Source organism: Allobosea sp. 05T433 (genome assembly GCF_056396065.1).
This window is the reverse complement of record NZ_JBFTKS010000005.1, coordinates 1-18,744: the sequence shown is the minus strand read 5'-3', so window position 1 is coordinate 18,744 and position 18,744 is coordinate 1. Positions and strand designations below refer to the sequence as shown.

Annotated in this window: 3 protein-coding genes; 2 read left to right on the top strand and 1 reads right to left on the bottom strand. The window is 63.9% G+C overall.

The annotated features are described in order from the left end of the window. Positions 1-36: 36 nt before the first annotated feature. Entirely contained in the window at positions 37-2,868 is a 2,832-nt protein-coding gene (gene ppc, locus AC1DGP_RS08170; RefSeq protein WP_441507877.1) for a phosphoenolpyruvate carboxylase, read from the bottom strand. A gap of 593 nt (positions 2,869-3,461) precedes the next feature. Here ppc and AC1DGP_RS08165 point away from each other — a divergent pair. Both AC1DGP_RS08165 and AC1DGP_RS08160 read left to right on the top strand, forming a co-directional pair. Further along, positions 3,462-5,867: a multicopper oxidase domain-containing protein gene (locus AC1DGP_RS08165; RefSeq protein WP_441493038.1), complete on the top strand. Its 2,406-nt coding sequence runs from the start codon at positions 3,462-3,464 to the stop codon at positions 5,865-5,867. A gap of 813 nt (positions 5,868-6,680) precedes the next feature. After that, positions 6,681-18,744, top strand: a 12,064-nt coding sequence (locus AC1DGP_RS08160) for a peroxidase family protein (RefSeq protein ID WP_476831972.1), incomplete at its 3' end; no start/stop codon positions are given.

Sequence of the window (18,744 nt, the reverse complement as noted above, 5' to 3'; positions counted from 1 at the left end):
TTCCGCTGCCGACACTGTCGGACTGACGCGCGCTGCTCACCCGGTATTGCGCAGCCCGGCAGCGATGCCGTTGATCGAGATCAGGATGCCGCGGCGGGCCTTCTCGTCGATCTGGCCGGAGCGCCAACGGCGCAGGAGCTCGACCTGGAGATGGTTGAGCGGGGCGATATAGGGGAAGCGGTGGATGATGGACAGCGCCAGGGCCGGGTTATCGGCCAGGCGCTGGGTTTCGCCGGTAATGGTCGTGATCGCCTGAACCGTCCGGGTCCATTCTGCTTCGATCTCGGTGAAGATGCGCTGGGCAAGCTCGCGATCCGGAACGAGATCGCAGTAGCGCCGGGCAATGCCGAGATCGGCCTTGGCCAGGACCATGTCCATATTGGACAGAAGTGTGCGGAAGAATGGCCACTGCGCGCTCATGCGCTGCAGCAGCGCGATGCGCTCGGCCGGCGCGGCGGCGATGAAGCCCTCGACCGCGGAGCCGAATCCGAACCAGCCGGGCAGGGCCAAGCGACTCTGGCCCCATGAGAAACCCCAGGGGATCGCGCGCAAATCCTCGATCGAGCGCGTCGCCTTTCGCGACGCCGGGCGCGAACCGATATTCAGCTCCGCGATCTCGGTGATCGGCGTGGCTGAATAGAAGTAGTCGGTGAAGCCGGCCGTTCCATAGACCAGCGCCCGATAGGCGGCCATGCTGCGCACGGAGAGTTCGGCTGCGGTGTCGAGAAATTCGGGCGCCGCCTCGTTGTGCGGCTGCAGCAGGGTGGCCTCCAGCGTCGCTGCCAGCAGGGTTTCCAGATTGCGCCGTCCGATCTCCGGGTTGGCATATTTGGCATTGATCACTTCGCCCTGCTCGGTCAGGCGGATCTGCCCCTTCACGGTGCCGGAAGGCTGGGCGAGGATGGCCTGATAGCTCGGCCCGCCACCACGCCCGACAGTGCCGCCGCGGCCATGGAACAGCCGCAGTGTCAGCCCCGGCTTGGTCTCGTAGAAGCGGACCAGCGCCGTCGACGCGCGATAGAGTTCCCAGTTGGAGGTGAAGTAGCCGCCATCCTTGTTGCTGTCGGAGTAGCCGAGCATGATGTCCTGCTCGCCGCCGGAATTGCGGATCAGCGCCTCGATGCCGGGCTGGTCGTAGAAGCCTCGCATGATCGGCTCGGCCGCGCGCAGATCGCCGATGGTCTCGAACAGCGGCACCACGATCAACTCGACACGGGGCTGCGTCGCCTCGCCGGGCGCAAGCGTGCCCGCCATCAGGCCGCATTCCTTCTGCAGCAGCACCACCTCCAGCAGATCGCTGACCGTTTCGGTGTGGCTGATGATGTAGTGGCGGATGGCATCGGTGCCGAAATCGGCGCGGACCTGTTTTGCCGCCTCGAAGATCGCAAGCTCTCCCTCGGTCTGCGGGGTGTAGGCGGCGTTGCGCACGCGAAGCGGGCGCGGATCGGCCAGCAGGGAGAGCAGCAAGGCGCGCTTGGCGTCTTCCGTGAGAGAGCCATAGCGTGGCTCGACGCGGGCCGTGGCCAGGAGTTCGGCAATGACCGCCTCGTGCTTGTCCGAGCTCTGGCGCAAATCGATGCTCGCCAGATGGAAGCCGAAAACCTCCGCCGCGCGCAGCAGGGGTGAGAGCCGCGCTCCCAGGAGCAGGCTACCATGGCGGGATCGCAGGCTGTCGGCAACGATGCGCAGCTCGGCCACGAATTCCGCGGGCGCTGAATAGGGCGCGCTCGGCGCCACCGCATGACGGAGCGCCTCGGTGCCGGTCAGCTTGCGCAGGGTCGCAGCCAGCCGGGCGTAGATGCCGATCAGGGCGCGGCGATAGGGTTCGTCGGCGCGGTGGGGATTGTCGTCACCCGAGCGATCGGCAAGGTCCCGCAGCGCCTGCGTGCTGCCGACCAGCGTGTTTGAAACCGGCAGTTCGGCACCGAGCTCATGAACCTCGGTCAGGTAATGACGCAACGCCGTCTCTGCCTGGAGGCGAACCGCCATCAGCAGGGTTTCGGCGGTGACATTGGGATTGCCGTCGCGATCGCCCCCGATCCAGCTTCCCATCCGGAAGAAGCTCGGCACGCGGGCGCCGAGCAGCTCCTCGAGTTCGGCATAGAGGCGCGGGATCTCGTGCAGGAACGTCGCGCGATAATAGCTCAGCACGTTCTCGATTTCGTCGCGCACGGCGAGCTTGGAGTAACGCAACAGCCGCGTCTGCCAGAGCTGGGCGATGCTGGCCCGCAGCGCCGTCTCGTTGCGGGTACGGGCGCGCGCGCCGCGCAGGGTGGGCCGGGCGGCGAGCAGCTCGGCAATGGTGCGCTCGGCATCGAGAATGCTCTTGCGTTGAACCTCGGTCGGATGCGCGGTGAGCACGGGCGACACCAGGCTGCGCGAGAGGGCGCGCTCGATCGCCGGCGCCCTGACGCCTGCCTGCGCGAACAGGTCGAAACTATGCGCCAGGCTGCCCTCGGGATGGGCGTCAACGGCCTCCAGATCGGCCTGTCGGCGGAGTTGGTGGCAATCCTCTGCGAGATTGGCGAGATGCGAAAAATAGGTGAAGGCGCGAATGACCGAAACGGTCTCCTTCGGGCTCAATCGCGCCAGCAGCGTATCGAGATCGCGACCGGCCTCGACATCGGCCTTGCGCTGGAAGGTGACGGAGAGCCGCCTGATCGCTTCGATCAGCTCGAAGGTCTGCTCGCCCTCCTGCTGCCGCACGGTGTCGCCGAGGATCTGTCCGAGCAGCCGGATATCCTCGAACAGGGGCTGGGCGTCGGCGGGGCCGGCGATTGGATTTGGCCGCGGATCGATGGCGGTGACAGGCACGGGCGCCTCGCGAGGAAAAGGGTCGACAGGTGGCGTTCCCGGCCATGGCAGCATGACTCATGCTGCCTTGCCAAGCTTTCATTGTGCAGTGCAACGCGTGCGGCGGACGCAAGGCCGGTGATCGCGCAGCCAGTTTCGCCGAAAGTCGATTCGTCTGATTGCTTTGCCTGAAACAGAGGCAACCCAGCGCTGGTTCCACGCGGCCGCCGGCGCGCTGACGTCGGGACCAGCGGATGATGCCTGGGCGATGAATACTCTGCGCATTGCAGAAGTACCGTAGGGGCGGGTCGATGTTGGCTTGCATGTAATCTATTGGTTGATTGTTTCGCCAGTGATGTATGTATATTTTCGTATAAATTTTAAGATATTTATGTTTAAATGTAATTTATAGGTAACTTGTGGTGGTAATTACCGAGCCGAAATTCCCGCTCTCGACCGTTGTGATTGAGTGACAGTTCGGGTTGGTTCATTTTGATCGATAGGCGTATCCCAGTGAATTGATGTGATGCGACGCAAGAAGGCGCCAAGAACTAGGGACTTTGGTTGCATACTTGGTCAGACCTTTTCCGCTTACTGAACCGCGTCTGGCCGAACTAAAGGTTAGCATCGAGGCGCGCCTTGGTTCAGTCCGGAAAAGGGGAAGAGGTATGTATCTCTCGCGCGAGACCACTGGCATCCGGTTGAAGGAAGCTGAGAGGGCTCTGGAGAACCGGCTCGATATCGTGAAGGCCCTTTCGGTGGGGCAGATCACCAAACGTGACCTGTTGCGGTGGGGATACTTTACCGCCGGCGGATTGTTGGTCGCGAAAAATGGGCTCAGCCCCTTCGCCAAGAGCGCATATGCCCAGGTGCCGACCGGTGCCCCGCGCAGCCCGAACTTCGGCGCTGTCAAATTCCATGACCCGATGCCGCGGCCAGACGTCCAGAAGCCGGTTCCGCTTCAGCGCCTGTCGAATGGCGATGCGGCCTGGCAGTTTGCTGGGGGAGGCCAGGAACTGCCGGCGAAGAACTTTTCCTACCATACCGATTTCAGCAACTCCGGCGGTGCGGCCTATCGCAACCCGGTCACCTGGGTTGGACCGATGGAAGGGCGCCCGCCCGGCGAGTTCTTCGCGCATCAGCGCTGGGAGGAACTCTATCCGAAAAAGGGCTACCTATTGTCCCTCGGGCAGATTGGCACGGGCAGCCGCTATTGCGGGGAAATGCCCGAGCAGGACGCGACTGCGATGTGGACCTTCGGTCCGCGCCAGCCCGGACAGGCGGGGAGCAAGGACGGCCTGCGCACGGGCCTCGGCCGTCCGATCCTAATCAAGGCACGTTATGGCGAACCGGTTCTGAGCCGGATCTACAATGATCTCCCGGTCGACCGGACCAAGAACGGCGGCTTCGGACGGAACGAGATCTCGATCCATTTCCACAACGCCCATAACGGCGCCGAAAGCGATGGTGCCTGCAACGCCTATCATTTCCCCGGAACCTTCTATGATTATCACTGGGGCATGGCGATGGCCCGGCGCGACATGCCGAGCCTGTGGCCGACGGGCGATCGCGACTATTCGCGCAAATGCTCGGGGCCCGACGATGACGAAGGCTATGTCCCGGTCGCCGGCGACTACCGGGAGATCCAGGGCAGCCTCTGGTTCCACGATCACCGCTTCTTCTTCACCGCCGAGAATGTGCACAAGGGCATCTTCGCGCTCTGCAACATCTATAGCGGGCCCGACAGGGGGCGCGAGGATCTCAATGACGGCATCAACCTGCGGCTGCCGAGCGGCTCGCAGCTGAAATGGGGTAATCTCGATTTCGACGTGAATCTCGCGATCTCGAATCCCGCCTTCGATGCCAGGGGCCAGTGCCGCTTCGATATCTTCGATACCGATGGTTTCCTCGGCGACATGCTCTGCGTCAACGGTGCCTATTATCCCTATTTCGAGGTGCTGCCGCGACGCTACCGCTTCCGCATCCTGAACGCCGCCATGGCCCGCTTCGTCAAGCTTGCGCTTGCGGTCAACAAGAGCAGGCGCTTTTCCCAGGGCACGAAGGTGCCCTTCTATTTCATCGCCAATGACGGCAACCTGGTGGTCAATCCGATTCTGCTGACCGAGACCGACGAGATGGGCGTGGCAGAGCGCTACGATATCGTCGTCGATTTCTCCGCCTTTGCGCCGGGCGACAGCGTCTACATCATGAACCTGCTGGAACAGACCGACGGGCGAAAGCCCAAGGGCGCCGTCTCGATCGAGAAGGCGTTCAAGGGACGGGACGATGACCCGTGCGTCGGCCCCATCCTTGAGTTCAGGGTCGTGAGCCAGGTCCAGAGCGTCGACAATCCCGGCAAGGTCTACAATGCCAGCAACCCGCTCGATGCCGATCGCAGTGCCAATTTCGCCGATCCCGACTGGAAATCAGGGGTCAAGACGCTGACCACGCAGATCCCGATCGTGGCCCCGGTGCGTGAGCGGGTGATCGAGTTCGGCAGGTCGGGAGAGGGGGATTCACGCGCTACGGCGGACGGGCAGTGCATACCCGAATGCGGAGACATCAAGTCCTTCCCCTGGACGATCAAGATCAACGGCGAGAAGGCGCATTCGCTCAACGCCAACCGCATCTCCCTGCTGATGCCCAAGCCGGGCGAGGTGGAGCATTGGACCCTGATCAATGGCGGGGGCGGCTGGGACCATCCCATCCACCTCCACTTCGAGGAGGGCGTCACCATGGACCGGGGCAGCGCGCCCATTCCCGCAACGGAGCGGCTCGTCCGCAAGGATGTCTGGCGCTTGCGGCCGTCCGGGAGGGTGAGGTTCCAGGTGCGGTTCGGGGAGTTCGGTGGCGCCTATGTCAGCCATTGCCACAACACCACCCATGAGGATTTCGCGATGCTGCTGCGCTACCAGCTGCAGACACCGCCCCCCGGCGACCCGGACTACAAGGGGCAACCACAGTACCAGGTGACGATGACGCCGATCCCGACACCGAACGGTGTCGTCTGGAAACAGCCCGAGGTTCTGCCCGAGGGCGACCCGAACAAACTCAGGGTCGCAACGCGCAGCTGACGCTGTGCAGCTTTCGACGCCGGGCAGGCTCAGCTCTGCCCGGCGTCGTGCATGAGGGGCAGGCGGCATTGGTCTGATCCGGAATGGCCGATTCGCGACCGCACAGCCGGGCTCGCGGCCTTGCCAGGCGTGGCCGGCGCGACGGCTCATAGCTCCTGGGCCGTTCACGCACCCTGCTCGCTCCATACCGATCAGCACCAAGCTCGCCCTGGAGCCGTGGCACGGGAGCGCAAATCCCGAAAACCCCTGCTATCCCGACCATTCCTTGTGCGGGGGGCGCGGCATGCGCGGCGGCGCCTACCCCCATCCCGCGCACGAACGAGGCTATGGGTTAGCCATCGCTGGCGACTCGCCCCGTAAGCCCTTCATCCCGGTCTGCAATCACCGCTGACCACCTCGCAGCTGTTGGATGAGGGGGCATGGACCCCCTCTATAGGCGGGCGGCGAGGGCAAGAGGCCGCGTCCCGGAATGGCTTCGGGGGAACCGGTCCGGCAGGTCGGCATCGCCGAGGCAGCAGGAGCTAGGGACCTTGGTCGGTAGTGTAGGGAATTAGGTCTGGAAGAACGACCAGACCAAACTCCGTCGCGCGCCCCAGACGCTGGTCGGGAAATAACGTCCGACATAGTCCTCTAACGACCAGTAGTGCCGACAGGCATCATGCTGTCACTGCGATAGGCCCATGACGGGCTGAAGCGCTGTCCGATCAAGTTCTGGCAAACGATGCAACCAGCGTCGTGCCTCTTTGGCGCGAGCGGCGGAGCATTGTCCCAGGCAAGGCCAACACGGGGTCCTGGACACCCCAGGAGGGCGTCATGGTACAGTACATTCGCTCCGATCTTGAATTCATCCTCGAGCAGATCAGGATTGCGGAGCGGAATGCTCAGGGCGAGAGCCTTACTGACATCCTGCCCAGCGTCCAGGTGCCCTTCGGTCTGCGGACCGTCGATGGTACATTCAACAACCTGGCCCACCCGGAATTCGGGGCCGCGGACCTGGCGTTTGCGCGCCTGACTGACCCGTCCTTCCAGGCGGCCGAGGCCGGCACCAATTATGGTGTTCCAGGCGGGGTCGTGGACTCCGAGCCGCGCACGATCAGCAACCTGATCGTCGACCAGACCAACAACAATCCGGCGGCCGTTGCGGCTGCTGCGCAGAACCCGGGATCGAGCACCGTCATCAGCCCCGGGCTGGACGGGATTTTCGGCACGGCGGACGACAAGCCGGTCAACTTCATCCCGAATGTCTCCCCGGATGTCGGCCTTTCCGCGCCGTTCAACGCCTGGATGACCTTCTTCGGCCAGTTCTTCGACCACGGTCTCGATCTCGTCACCAAGAGTTCAAGCCAGACCGAAGTCGTCTTCATTCCGCTGAAGCCCGATGACCCGCTGTTCAGCACGGCTCCCGGCGCTTTGAACTTCATGGTTCTGAGCCGCGCTGCAGGTGGCCAGGCTGCCACGAACACGACCTCGCCCTTCGTCGACCAGAGCCAGACCTACTCCTCGAATCCCTCGCACCAGGTCTTCCTGCGTGCCTATGAGCTGGACGCCAACGGCGATCCGGTGGCGACCGGCGAACTGATCACCAACCGCAATCTCGGCGCTGACGGCAGGTTCGGCACCGCCGACGATGTCGAGATCGGCGGCATGGCGACCTGGGCTGTGGTCAAGGCCCAGGCCCGCGACATTCTCGGCATCAATCTCACCGATGCCGATGTCGGCAATGTGCCGGTCCTGGCCGTGGACGCCTACGGCAACTTCATCAAGGGGCCGGGCGGCATGCCGATGGTCATGATGACCGACGGCAGCTTCACCGAGGGCAACCGGGCGGAGCCGATCAGCCTGGCGGGCGCAGCCCATACCGGCCATGCCTTCCTGAACGACATCGCGCATAATGCCGATCCGGCGGGCAAGACCGCGGATACCGACACCATCGTCAGCACCGGCCCGCTGGCGGCTGGCCAATACGATAACGAACTCCTCGACGCGCATTACATCGCCGGCGACGGTCGCGTGAACGAGAATATCGGCCTCACCGCCGTGCACGCCGTGTTCCATTCCGAGCATAATCGCCTGGTCCAGCAGACCAAGGACGTGGCGCTGGCGACCGGCGATCTCGCCTTCCTCAACCAGTGGCTCGATACGCCGGCCACGACCTTCCCGCTGACGCAGGCCCAGATCGACGCGCTCGACTGGAACGGCGAACGCCTGTTCCAGTCCGCCAAGTTCGGCACCGAGATGCAGTATCAGCATCTGGTGTTCGAGGAGTTTGCCCGCACGGTCCAGCCGCAGGTCGACGAATTCCTGGCGCCCAACGGCTACGACACCACGATCAACCCGGCGATCCTCGCGGAGTTCGCGCACACGGTCTATCGCTTCGGCCATTCGATGCTGACCGAGACGGTCGATCGCTTCGACCCGAATTTCAACACTGTCGGCGGCGATTCGCAGCTCGGCCTGATCGCGGCCTTCCTCAATCCGCTCGCCTATGCCGCAAGCGGCGTGACGCCGGAGCAGGCGACCGGCGCGATCGTGCGCGGCGTTACCCGCCAGGTCGGCAATGAGATCGACGAGTTCGTTACCGAGGCGCTGCGCAACAACCTGCTCGGCCTGCCGCTCGATCTGCCGGCGCTGAACATTGCGCGCGGTCGCGATACCGGCATCCCGTCGCTCAACAATGCGCGCTCCGAATTCTTCGCGATGACCGGCGACAGCCAGCTCAAGCCCTATACCAGCTGGACCGACTTTGCCGGGCATCTGAAGCACGCGGAGTCGCTGATCAACTTCATCGCGGCCTATGGCACGCATGGGTCGATCACCGGCGCGACGACGATGGCCGACAAGCGCGCGGCGGCGACGTTGATCGTGCTGGGCGGAGTCGGTGCGCCCGGAGATCGCCTCGATTTCCTGAACGCCACCGGCGCCTTTACCGGCGGCACGCTCGGCGGCCTCAACGATGTCGATTTCTGGATCGGCGGCCTTGCGGAAGAGAAGATGCCGTTTGGCGGCATGCTCGGCTCGACCTTCAACTTCGTCTTCGAAACCCAGCTTGAATCCCTGCAGAACGGCGACCGCTTCTACTATCTGTCGCGCACCGCCGGCATGAATTTCGGTACCGAACTCGAGAACAACTCCTTCGCCAAGCTGGTGATGCTGAACAGTGATGCGACGCATCTGCCGAACGCGATCTTCACCACCCCGACCTTCACGCTCGAAGTCGATCCGACCAAGCAGCACACAGGGCTGAACGAGGCTGGGCCTGATGGCATTCAGCTCGACGATCCCAATACCCTGGTCGACGAAAGCGCCGACAACGTCGTCGGAGCCGATGGCATTGCGGGCAATTCCGACCCGACCGGCGGCATCGAGATCAATGGCGTCGAAATTGTTCCTCTCGTCATCCGCAACAATCCGGCGACGCCCGGCGCGGACACCAACTACCTGCAGTACACCGGTGAGGACCATGTTGTCCTCGGCGGCACCGCGGGGAATGACGTCATCATCTCCGGCGATGGCGACGACACGCTCTATGGCGATGGCGGCAATGACCGGCTGGAAGGCGGCTACGGCAACGATACCATTCTGGGTGGCGCCGGCGACGACATTATCCAGGATCTGGGCGGCGATGACCGGCTCGAGGGCGGCGACGGCAACGACGTCATCCACGCCGGGAACATGATGGTCGGTGGCGTCGGGAACCTGATCCTGGGCGGCGCCGGCAAGGACTACATCGTCACGATGGAGGATATCTCGACCACCTTCGGTGGCCGCGGCGACGACTTCATCTACAGCTCCAAGACCAGCTTGCCGCCGACCGGAAACGAGGGCGATGACTGGATCGAGAAGGGCACGCAGGACGGCGCCCCTGGCGACAATTTCGCGCCCCTCCTGGCCGACGACATCATCGGTAACGACATCTTCGTCGGTGGCGGCGGCTTCGACGAGTTCATCGGCGAGGGCGGTGATGACATCTTCGTCGGCAGCGATGCCCAGGACAAGATGGACGGCATGTCCGGCTTCGACTGGGTCACCTATAAGAGCKACAATCAGGGCGTCACGGTCGACCTGACCTTGGCCGCGCTGGCCCAGCCGCATGGCGAGACGCCAAACACGAATGTGGGGGCAGTGCAGCCCGTCGGCGCCTCTCCGGCTTCGATCCTCGACCGCTTCGCCGAGGTCGAGGGCCTGTCCGGTTCGCGCTTTGCCGACATCCTGCGCGGCGACAATATCGACGCGGTCACGATCCTCAATCATGGCGGCGCCACGGGCGGCGCGCTGACCAATGTCGCGCTGATCGACGGGCTAGCGGCACTCCTCGGCCAGGCCGGTCTCTCGACCACCGGCTTCGCGACCGGCAACATCATGCTCGGCGGCGCCGGCAGCGACCTGCTCGAGGGGCGTGGCGGCGACGACCTGATCGATGGCGACCGCTGGCTGAACGTGCGCATCAGCGTGCGGGCCAACGCCGATGGAAGCGGTGGGGAGATCGCGACCTTCGACAGCATGGTCGCGCCACAACTGCTGCAGAACATGCTGAACGGGGTCTGGAACCCTGGTCAGCTGGTGGCGGTGCGCGAGCTCAAGGACGACGACAACGGCTTCGACACGGCCATTTTCTCCGGCAACAGGGCCGACTACACGGTCACCACGAACACGACGACTGGTATCACCACCGTTACCGACAATGTCGGCAGGGATGGCAGCGATACTCTCGTCAATGTCGAGCGACTGCAATTTGCGGATCAGAGCGTGACGCTTCCGAATGGCGTCGGCCTCAACCTCAACCCGAGCGGCACACTTGCTATTCTCGACGCGGCATCGAGCACGGCTGACAACACGCCGACCTCAGGTCAACTGCTGCGTGTCTCGATTGCCGGCGTGAGCGACGGCAATACAAGTGCCGCGGCCCCCAATGGCATCCTGCCCGGCTCGATCTCCTATCTCTGGCAGTTCGAGGCGGATCCCGGTTCGGGTATCTTCGAGGACATCATCCTGCTTCCGCTCGGGGATCTCGCCTTCCAAAGTGCCGACGGCACGACCTTCAGGGTCACGCCCGATCTCGCCGGTTCGGCCCTGCGGGTGAAGGCGATCTTCACCGACGGGCATGGCGTCACCGAGACGGTGTTCTCGGCTCCGACCCAGCCGGTCGTGGCCGGTCCCGTGGCGCCGCCGGTCGCGCCGACGCCGGTCGTCGATGCGACGGCGGGTGGCGAGGGCATCATGCTGGTGCGCTCTGACCTCAACTTCATCCTCGACCAGATCAAGATTGCTGAAGCGAATGCGGCCGGTACGCCGCTGACCTCGCTGCTGCCGAATGTGCGGGCGGCGCTTGGCCTGCGCACGGTCGATGGTTCCGGAAACAACCTGCTCAATCAGCAGCAGAGCGACACCTTCGGAGCCGCCGACAACGTCTTCCCACGCGTCACGACGCCGGTGTTCAATCCGGCGCAGTCGGGTACCTCCTACCAGCAGACGAACGGTCTGGTGATCGACTCGCAGCCGCGCACGATCAGCAATCTCATCGTGGACCAGACCGCGAACAATCCCGCTGCGATTGCGGCGGCCCTTCGCAACGCCGGCTCGGAAAACATCACGGCGGACACCGCGACCTTCCTGGCCGCGCTCCAGGCATTCAACGCTGTGAAAGCGGCTGCGGCGAGCGGAGTTGCCGCTCTGCAGACAGCGCTCGGTGCTTCACAGGCGGTCCTTGCAACCGCGGATGCCAATCTCGCCGCAGCGACGGCCGCTGCGAACACCGCCACCACGGCGGCCGCGTCCGCAGCAGGCGCGGTTACGGCTGCGCAACTGGGGGAATCGACCGCGCAGACGGCTTTGGCCTTGGCGGTCGCCGCGGTGCCGGCGGGTGAAGACCCTCTGGCTGATCCAGGCGTGCAGGCGGCTGTCATCGCGCTCGATAACGCCGTTCAGGTGCGGACGGATGCCGAAGCTGCGTTCGCAGAGGCGGACGCACTCGTTACCTCGACTCAGGCCGCTCTCGGCCCAGCCCAAACCGCCCAGACGCAGGCGGCGAACCACGTTGCGCTCGATCAGGCGGCCTTGAACGACGCGAATGCCCCCGTCGTCGCCGCCCAGGCGACCTTCGACGGCGTGGCCGACGACCTCGGCCTGACCATCGTTACCAGCCCGGGTCTCGACGGCCAGTTCGGCACGGCCGACGATAAGCAGGTCTTCGAAATCCCGAACATTGCTCCGGATGCCGGTCTGTCGGCGCCGTTCAACGCCTGGATGACCTTCTTCGGCCAGTTCTTCGACCATGGCCTCGATCTCGTGACCAAGGGCGGTTCCGGCACGGTCTTCATCCCGCTTCAGCCGGACGATCCGCTCTACGTGCAGGGCAGCCCGACGAACTTCATGGTCCTGACCCGGGCGACCAACCTGCCTGGTCCGGACGGGATCCTCGGCAATGCCGACGACATCCACGAGCACACCAACACGACCTCGCCCTTCGTCGACCAGAACCAGACCTACTCCTCGCATCCCTCGCACCAGGTCTTCCTGCGAGCTTACCAACTCATGGATACCGATGGCGCTGGAGTGGGAGGAGCGCGGCCAGTTGCGACCGGTGAATTGATCACCAATCGTAATCTGGGCGCTGACGGCAAGTTCGGAACCGCTGACGATATCGAAATTGGCGGTATGGCGACCTGGAAGGTGGTGAAGGCGCAGGCGCGCGACATTCTCGGCATCAATCTCACCGACGCCGATATCGACAGCGGTCCGCTGCTGGCGACCGACGCCTATGGCAATTTCATCAAGGGCCCGAACGGCTTCCCGCAGGTCGTGATGAAGGGGCTGGACGGCATCGGCGGCACCGCTGACGACATCCTCGTCGAGGGCAATCCGCTTGCGCCGATCTCCCTGACCAATGCCGTGCGCACCGGCCACGCCTTCCTCAACGACATCGCCCACAACGCCGTGCCGGTATTCGCTGGTCTCGGTGCCGACGGGGTTGCCAACACGGCTGACGACCTTGTTCCCGATGGCGATGTGTTGACGGGAAATCCCGTGCCGGTGAATCAGCAAGGTAACAACCTCGCTTACGACAACGAGCTGCTCGACGCGCATTACATCGCCGGCGACGGCCGCGTGAACGAGAATATCGGCCTCACCGCCGTCCACGCGATCTTCCACTCCGAGCATAACCGGCTGGTCGAGCAGACCAAGAATACGGTGCTGACTTCGGGCGATCTCGCCTTCCTCAAGGAATGGCTGATCCCCGGCACCGAGCCGGCGACATTCCCGGCCAATCAGGCGGCGATCGACGCCCTGCAATGGAATGGCGAGCGCCTGTTCCAGACGGCGAAATTCGGCACCGAGATGCAGTATCAGCATCTGGTCTTCGAAGAGTTCGCCCGAACGATCCAGCCGAATGTCGACCTCTTCTTTGCGCCGACCCAGGTCTATGACGTCGACCTGGATCCCTCGATCGTCGCGGAGTTCGCGCACACGGTCTATCGTTTCGGCCATTCGATGCTGACCGAGACGGTCGACCGCTTCACTGCGGATTTCGACGTCGTCTCGTCCGATCCCAGCAATCCCGACCAGCAGATGGGCCTGATCGCTGCCTTCCTGAACCCGCTCGCCTTCGCTGCCAGCGGAGCCAATCCGGAAGACGCAGTCAGCGCGATCGTCCGCGGCGTGACCCGCCAGGCCGGCAACGAAATCGACGAATTCGTCACCGAGGCGCTGCGCAACAACCTGCTCGGCCTGCCGCTCGACCTTCCCGCGATCAACCTCGCGCGCGGCCGGGACGTCGGTATTCCCTCGCTGAACGAAGTCCGCCGGCAAATCTATACGTCGACCGGCGAAGTCCAGCTCAAGCCCTACGCCAGCTGGGCGGATCTCGTTCAGAGCCTGAAGCACCCGGATTCGCTGATCAACTTCATCGCCGCCTACGGCACGCATTCGTCGATCACGGGCGCGGCCACACTTGTGGACAAGCGTGCGGCCGCCATGTCGCTGGTACTCGGTGGCGCCGGCGCACCTGCCGACCGTCTCGACTTCCTGAACGGTACGGGGGCCTGGGCCAGCGGCGCCAATGGTGTCACCATCACCGGCGTCGATGCCATCGATCTCTGGATCGGCGGTCTCGCCGAGGAGAAGATGCCCTTCGGCGGCATGCTGGGCTCGACCTTCAACTTCATCTTCGAGAACCAGCTCGAAAAGCTGCAGGATGGCGACCGCTTCTACTATCTCGAGCGCACGTCCGGCCTGAGCTTCAATGCGGAGCTCGAGAGCAACTCCTTCGCCAAGCTGATCATGGCGAATTCGTCGGCGACCCATCTCCCCGGCGTGGTCTTCACGACACCCGGTTTCACGCTCGAGGTCGATCCGACCAAGCAGCACACCGGGCTCGGCGCGACCGGCAACGACGACCCGACAAACGGCGATCCGTTGCTTCCGCTCGTCATTCGCGACAACCCGAATACGGCCGGGCCCGACAGCAACTATCTGCAGTATACCGGTGACGAGCATGTCGTTCTCGGCGGTAGCGTCGGCAATGACATCCTGATTGCGAGCGAGGGCGACGACACGATCTGGGGCGATGGCGGAAATGACCGCATCGAGGGCGGCGACGGCAACGACCAGCTGCGCGGCGGCGCCGGCGACGACATCATCACGGACACCGGTGGTGACGACAACATCCAGGGTGGCGACGGCAACGACGTCCTCCATGGCGGCAACGGCGTCAACCTGATCATCGGCGGTTTCGGCAGCGATTTCATCGTCACTGGCGAGGACGCATCGGAGGCCATCGGCGGCCAGGGGAACGACTTCATCCTCGGCAGCAAGGCCAATGAACAGGATATGGGCAACGAGGGCGACGACTGGATCGAGAAGGGCACCACCGACGGCGCGCCTGGTGACAATTTCGATCCGCTCGGCAATGACCCGGTCATCGGCAATGACGTCTTCATCGGCGACGGCGAGAACGACAAGTTCAACGGCGAAGGCGGCGACGACATCATGGCCGGCAAGACCGGCTTCGGCGATCGCTATATCGGCGGCTCCGGCTATGACTGGGCGATCTACAAGCCCAACACCACCGGCGTCTATATCGACATCTCCGACCGCTTCTTCGATCAGCCGCCCGTGCCCGGTGGGTCGACCTCGCTTAGCCGCTTCGACTTCGTCGAAGGCCTCTCCGGCTCGGATTTCGGCGATGTCCTCAATGGCGATGACTCCGATGCCACCACCCTGCCAACTGCAGGTGCGACCGGCAGCGTGATGACCAATATCGATCTGATCGACGGTCTGCGCGCTCTGCTTCCCAATAGCGCCGCAACCTTCTTCGATGGTGGTAACATCATCCTCGGCGGCAAGGGCAGCGACATCATCCAGGGCCGCGGCGGCGACGACATTATCGACGGCGACCGCTACTTGAACGTGCGCATCAGCGTTCGACAGAATCTGGACGGTAGCGGCCCCGAGATCGCGACCTTCGACAGCATGGAGCCGATGGTTCCGTTGATGCTGAACGGCACCTATAATCCCGGCCAGCTCAGGATCGTTCGCGAGATCCTGAGCTCGAATACCACCGATTTCGATACGGCCAAGTTCTCGGGCCTGCGGGCGAGCTACACGATCACGCCCAACGCCGACGGCTCCGTGACCGTTACGGACAATGTTGGCACTGATGGGACGGATACGCTCCGGAACATCGAGCGGCTGCAGTTCGCGGATCAGTCGATCGTGCTCGGCGGCGCGAACAACCAGCCCGTGGGCCGGCCGGTCATCGTTGATAGCACAACCACCAACGTCGGCATTCAGGTCGGCGACGTCCTGACTGTGAGCCTGGCCGGCTTGAATCTGGCGGGGCTGACGGATGCCGACAATCCGGGCGGGCTCGTTCCAGCCGCACCCATTTCCTACTTCTGGCAGGTCGATGACGGCACCGGTTTCGCCGATATCGAGCTCTTCGGCGCCGGCGAGGTGGAGCGCGCGCATGGCCCGAGCTTCACGGTCACGGATGGCGAGAACGGGCTGCCGATCAGGCTGCGCATCGTCTACCAGGATGCCCATGGCGTGCTCGAGGAGGTGTTCTCGCTCCCGACCGCGACTGTCGGCACCAATATCCCGACGGATCCGGCCATCCTCGGAACGCGCGGCAATGACGTGCTCGTCGGCACTGCCGGGGCCGATATCATCAACGCTGATCGCGGTGACGACACCGTCACCGGTCTTGCAGGCAATGACACGATCGACGCAGGCCGCGGGGCCGATACGGTTGACGGCGGCGACGGCGACGACACCATCCTCGGCGATCGCGACAACGACATCCTCAATGGCGGAGCCGGAAACGACACGATCGATGGTGGCCGCGGTGACGACACCATCAATGGCGGCCTGGGCAATGACACGATCCTTGGCGATCGCGGCGATGATCTGATCATCGTCGGTTCGACCGAAGGGCGTGACATCATCGACGGCGGCCGTGACACCGACACCGTTCGGATCGTGGGGAATGCGACTGCTGAGGTTTTCCAGATCTATGCGGCAGCCAATGCGCCGGCCGCGTTCAATCTCAACCCGGCAACGGAGATCGCCATCGTCCGCAATGGCGTGGTGATCGCGGAGCTGGCAAACATCGAGGAAATCCAGATCACCGGTGGTGGCGGCGGCGATACCTTCCAGGTCCTCGGCAATTTCGCGGCGACCACCTTGTTCACCAACACCATCACGATCGATGGTTCGACGGGCGACGACACCGTCAATATCTCGGCGCTAACCTCGGCACATCGCATCGTCTTCAAGTCGATGGGCGGCCATGACACGATCATCGGGACCTTGCGGCCTCAGGATGTCATCGAACTGGCGCCCGGTTCGACGCTCGCCAACTACACGAGCACGAACAACGGCAACGGCACGACGACCCTGACGAATGGCGGCCATACCATCACCTTCGCGACCCTGCCGGGCGGCGCGTCGCCGACCTTCGCGAATTCCGGCGGCAGCGGTGGCAACGGCGGTGGCGGAAATGGGGGCGGCACGGGAGGCGGAGATGGTGGAGGCGACGGCGTCACCGGCGCGTTCGAACTCACCGCCGGCGACCTTTCGGGGCTGAAGCACCTGGTCAACGGCCAGGACGTTCCTGGCGATGACGACACGGTGCCCGGCGTGCGTGATCTCAGCGGCCACGGCAACAATGTCGCCCATCCCGATTACGGTGCGGCGGACGAGCACTTCATCCGGCTGACCGAAGCCCGCTATGGCGAATACGACGCGGCGACCGGCAACAACCAGATCAACCCGATCTTCGAGGGGCTGGATCCGCGCAATATCAGCAACATCCTGGGTGTGCAGGAAGCCGACCTGCCGAAGAACAGCAACGACGCCAATATCTTCTTCATGGCCTTCGGCCAGTATTTCGACCATGGCCTCGACTTCCTGCCGAAGGGTGGCAACGGCACGATCCAGATCGGAGCTCCCGGGAACGGTGCGCCCGGATCAGGCAACCCGGCCGATCTCACCCGGGGCACGGTCGACGAAATCGTCGACGGCGTTCCCCAGCATATCAACCGCACTTCGCCCTTCGCGGACCAGAACCAGGCCTATGGCTCGAACGGGCTCGTCGGCCAGTTCCTCCGCGAAGGCGACGGCGATGGCGGTCTCGGCTCCATGCTGCTGGCGGGAGGGCCGGATCCGTCTGACCCGAACTTCCGGTTGCTGCCGACGCTGCGCGAGCTGATCCTCGAGCATTGGGAGAACAACACCGTCTTCACCGGCCTGCCAGGCGGCCCGGTCGCCTTCCAGACCTATTTCCCTGGGCTGGTCAACGGCGGTGTGATCAACACCACGATGGCAGCGAGCATGGCGTCCAATTTCATGGGCACCGGACATGCGCTGCTGCTCGATGCCAATCCGTTCGTCAGCGTTCTCGACCACTACATCGCCGGCGACGGCCGGGCGAACGAGAACTTTGCCCTGACTGCGATGCACACGATCTGGGCGCGCAATCACAACTTCCACGTCGAGAATCTGGTGGAAGCCGGCTTCCAGGGCACGCAGGAGGAGCTCTTCCAGGCGGCCAAGATCATCAACGAGGCCGAGTACCAGCGCGTCGTCTTCGACGAGTTCGCCGATCATCTCATCGGCGGCATCAAGGGCGATGGCGACCACGGCCACGGCGACTACAATCCGGATGCGACGGCCGCCATCTCGCATGAGTTCGCGGCGGCCGTGTACCGGGTCGGTCACTCCCTGATCGGCCAGACCATGACCGTGCTCGATGCCGATGGTCAGCCGAAGCAGGTGGCGCTGTTCGACGCCTTCCTGAACCCGACGAACGACGCTGGCGCCTTCACCGCTCCCTTGCCTCCCGGCTATGTCCCGCAGCCCGGCTATGAGCAGCTCGGCGTGGGATCGATCCTGGGCGGCATCATCAGGCAGCCGGCGGAGGAGGTCGACTTCAACATCGTCGACGCGGTGCGCAACGATCTGGTTCGGATCAATGCCGACCTCTTCGCCTTCAATGTGGCCCGCGGCTGGGATGTCGGGCTTGGCACCTTGAACCAGGTGCGTTCGGATCTTGCCGCTTCGCAGGATCCCTATGTCTCCGAGGCCGTCGGATATGCCGGAAATCTCTCGCCCTATACCTCGTGGGAGGACTTCCAGCAGCGCAACAATCTGAGCGATGCAGTGATCGCCCAGTTCAAGCAGGCCTATCCGGACCTCGTCCTGGACGCCGACGAGATCGCGGCCTTCCAGGCGATCAACTCGAATATCAGCGTGGCCATCCAGGCCGACGGCACCGGCATCGTGAAGGGGATCGACCGGGTCGATCTCTGGGTCGGTGGCCTTGCCGAGACGCATATCAATGGCGGCATGGTCGGGCAGACCTTCTGGGTACCTTCTGGGT

Coding starts and splice junctions, on each gene's coding strand:
- ppc (WP_441507877.1), bottom strand. CDS start 2,868: ATGCTGCCATGGCCGGGAACGCCACCTGTCGACCCTTTTCCTCGCGAG.
- AC1DGP_RS08165 (WP_441493038.1), top strand. CDS start 3,462: ATGTATCTCTCGCGCGAGACCACTGGCATCCGGTTGAAGGAAGCTGAG.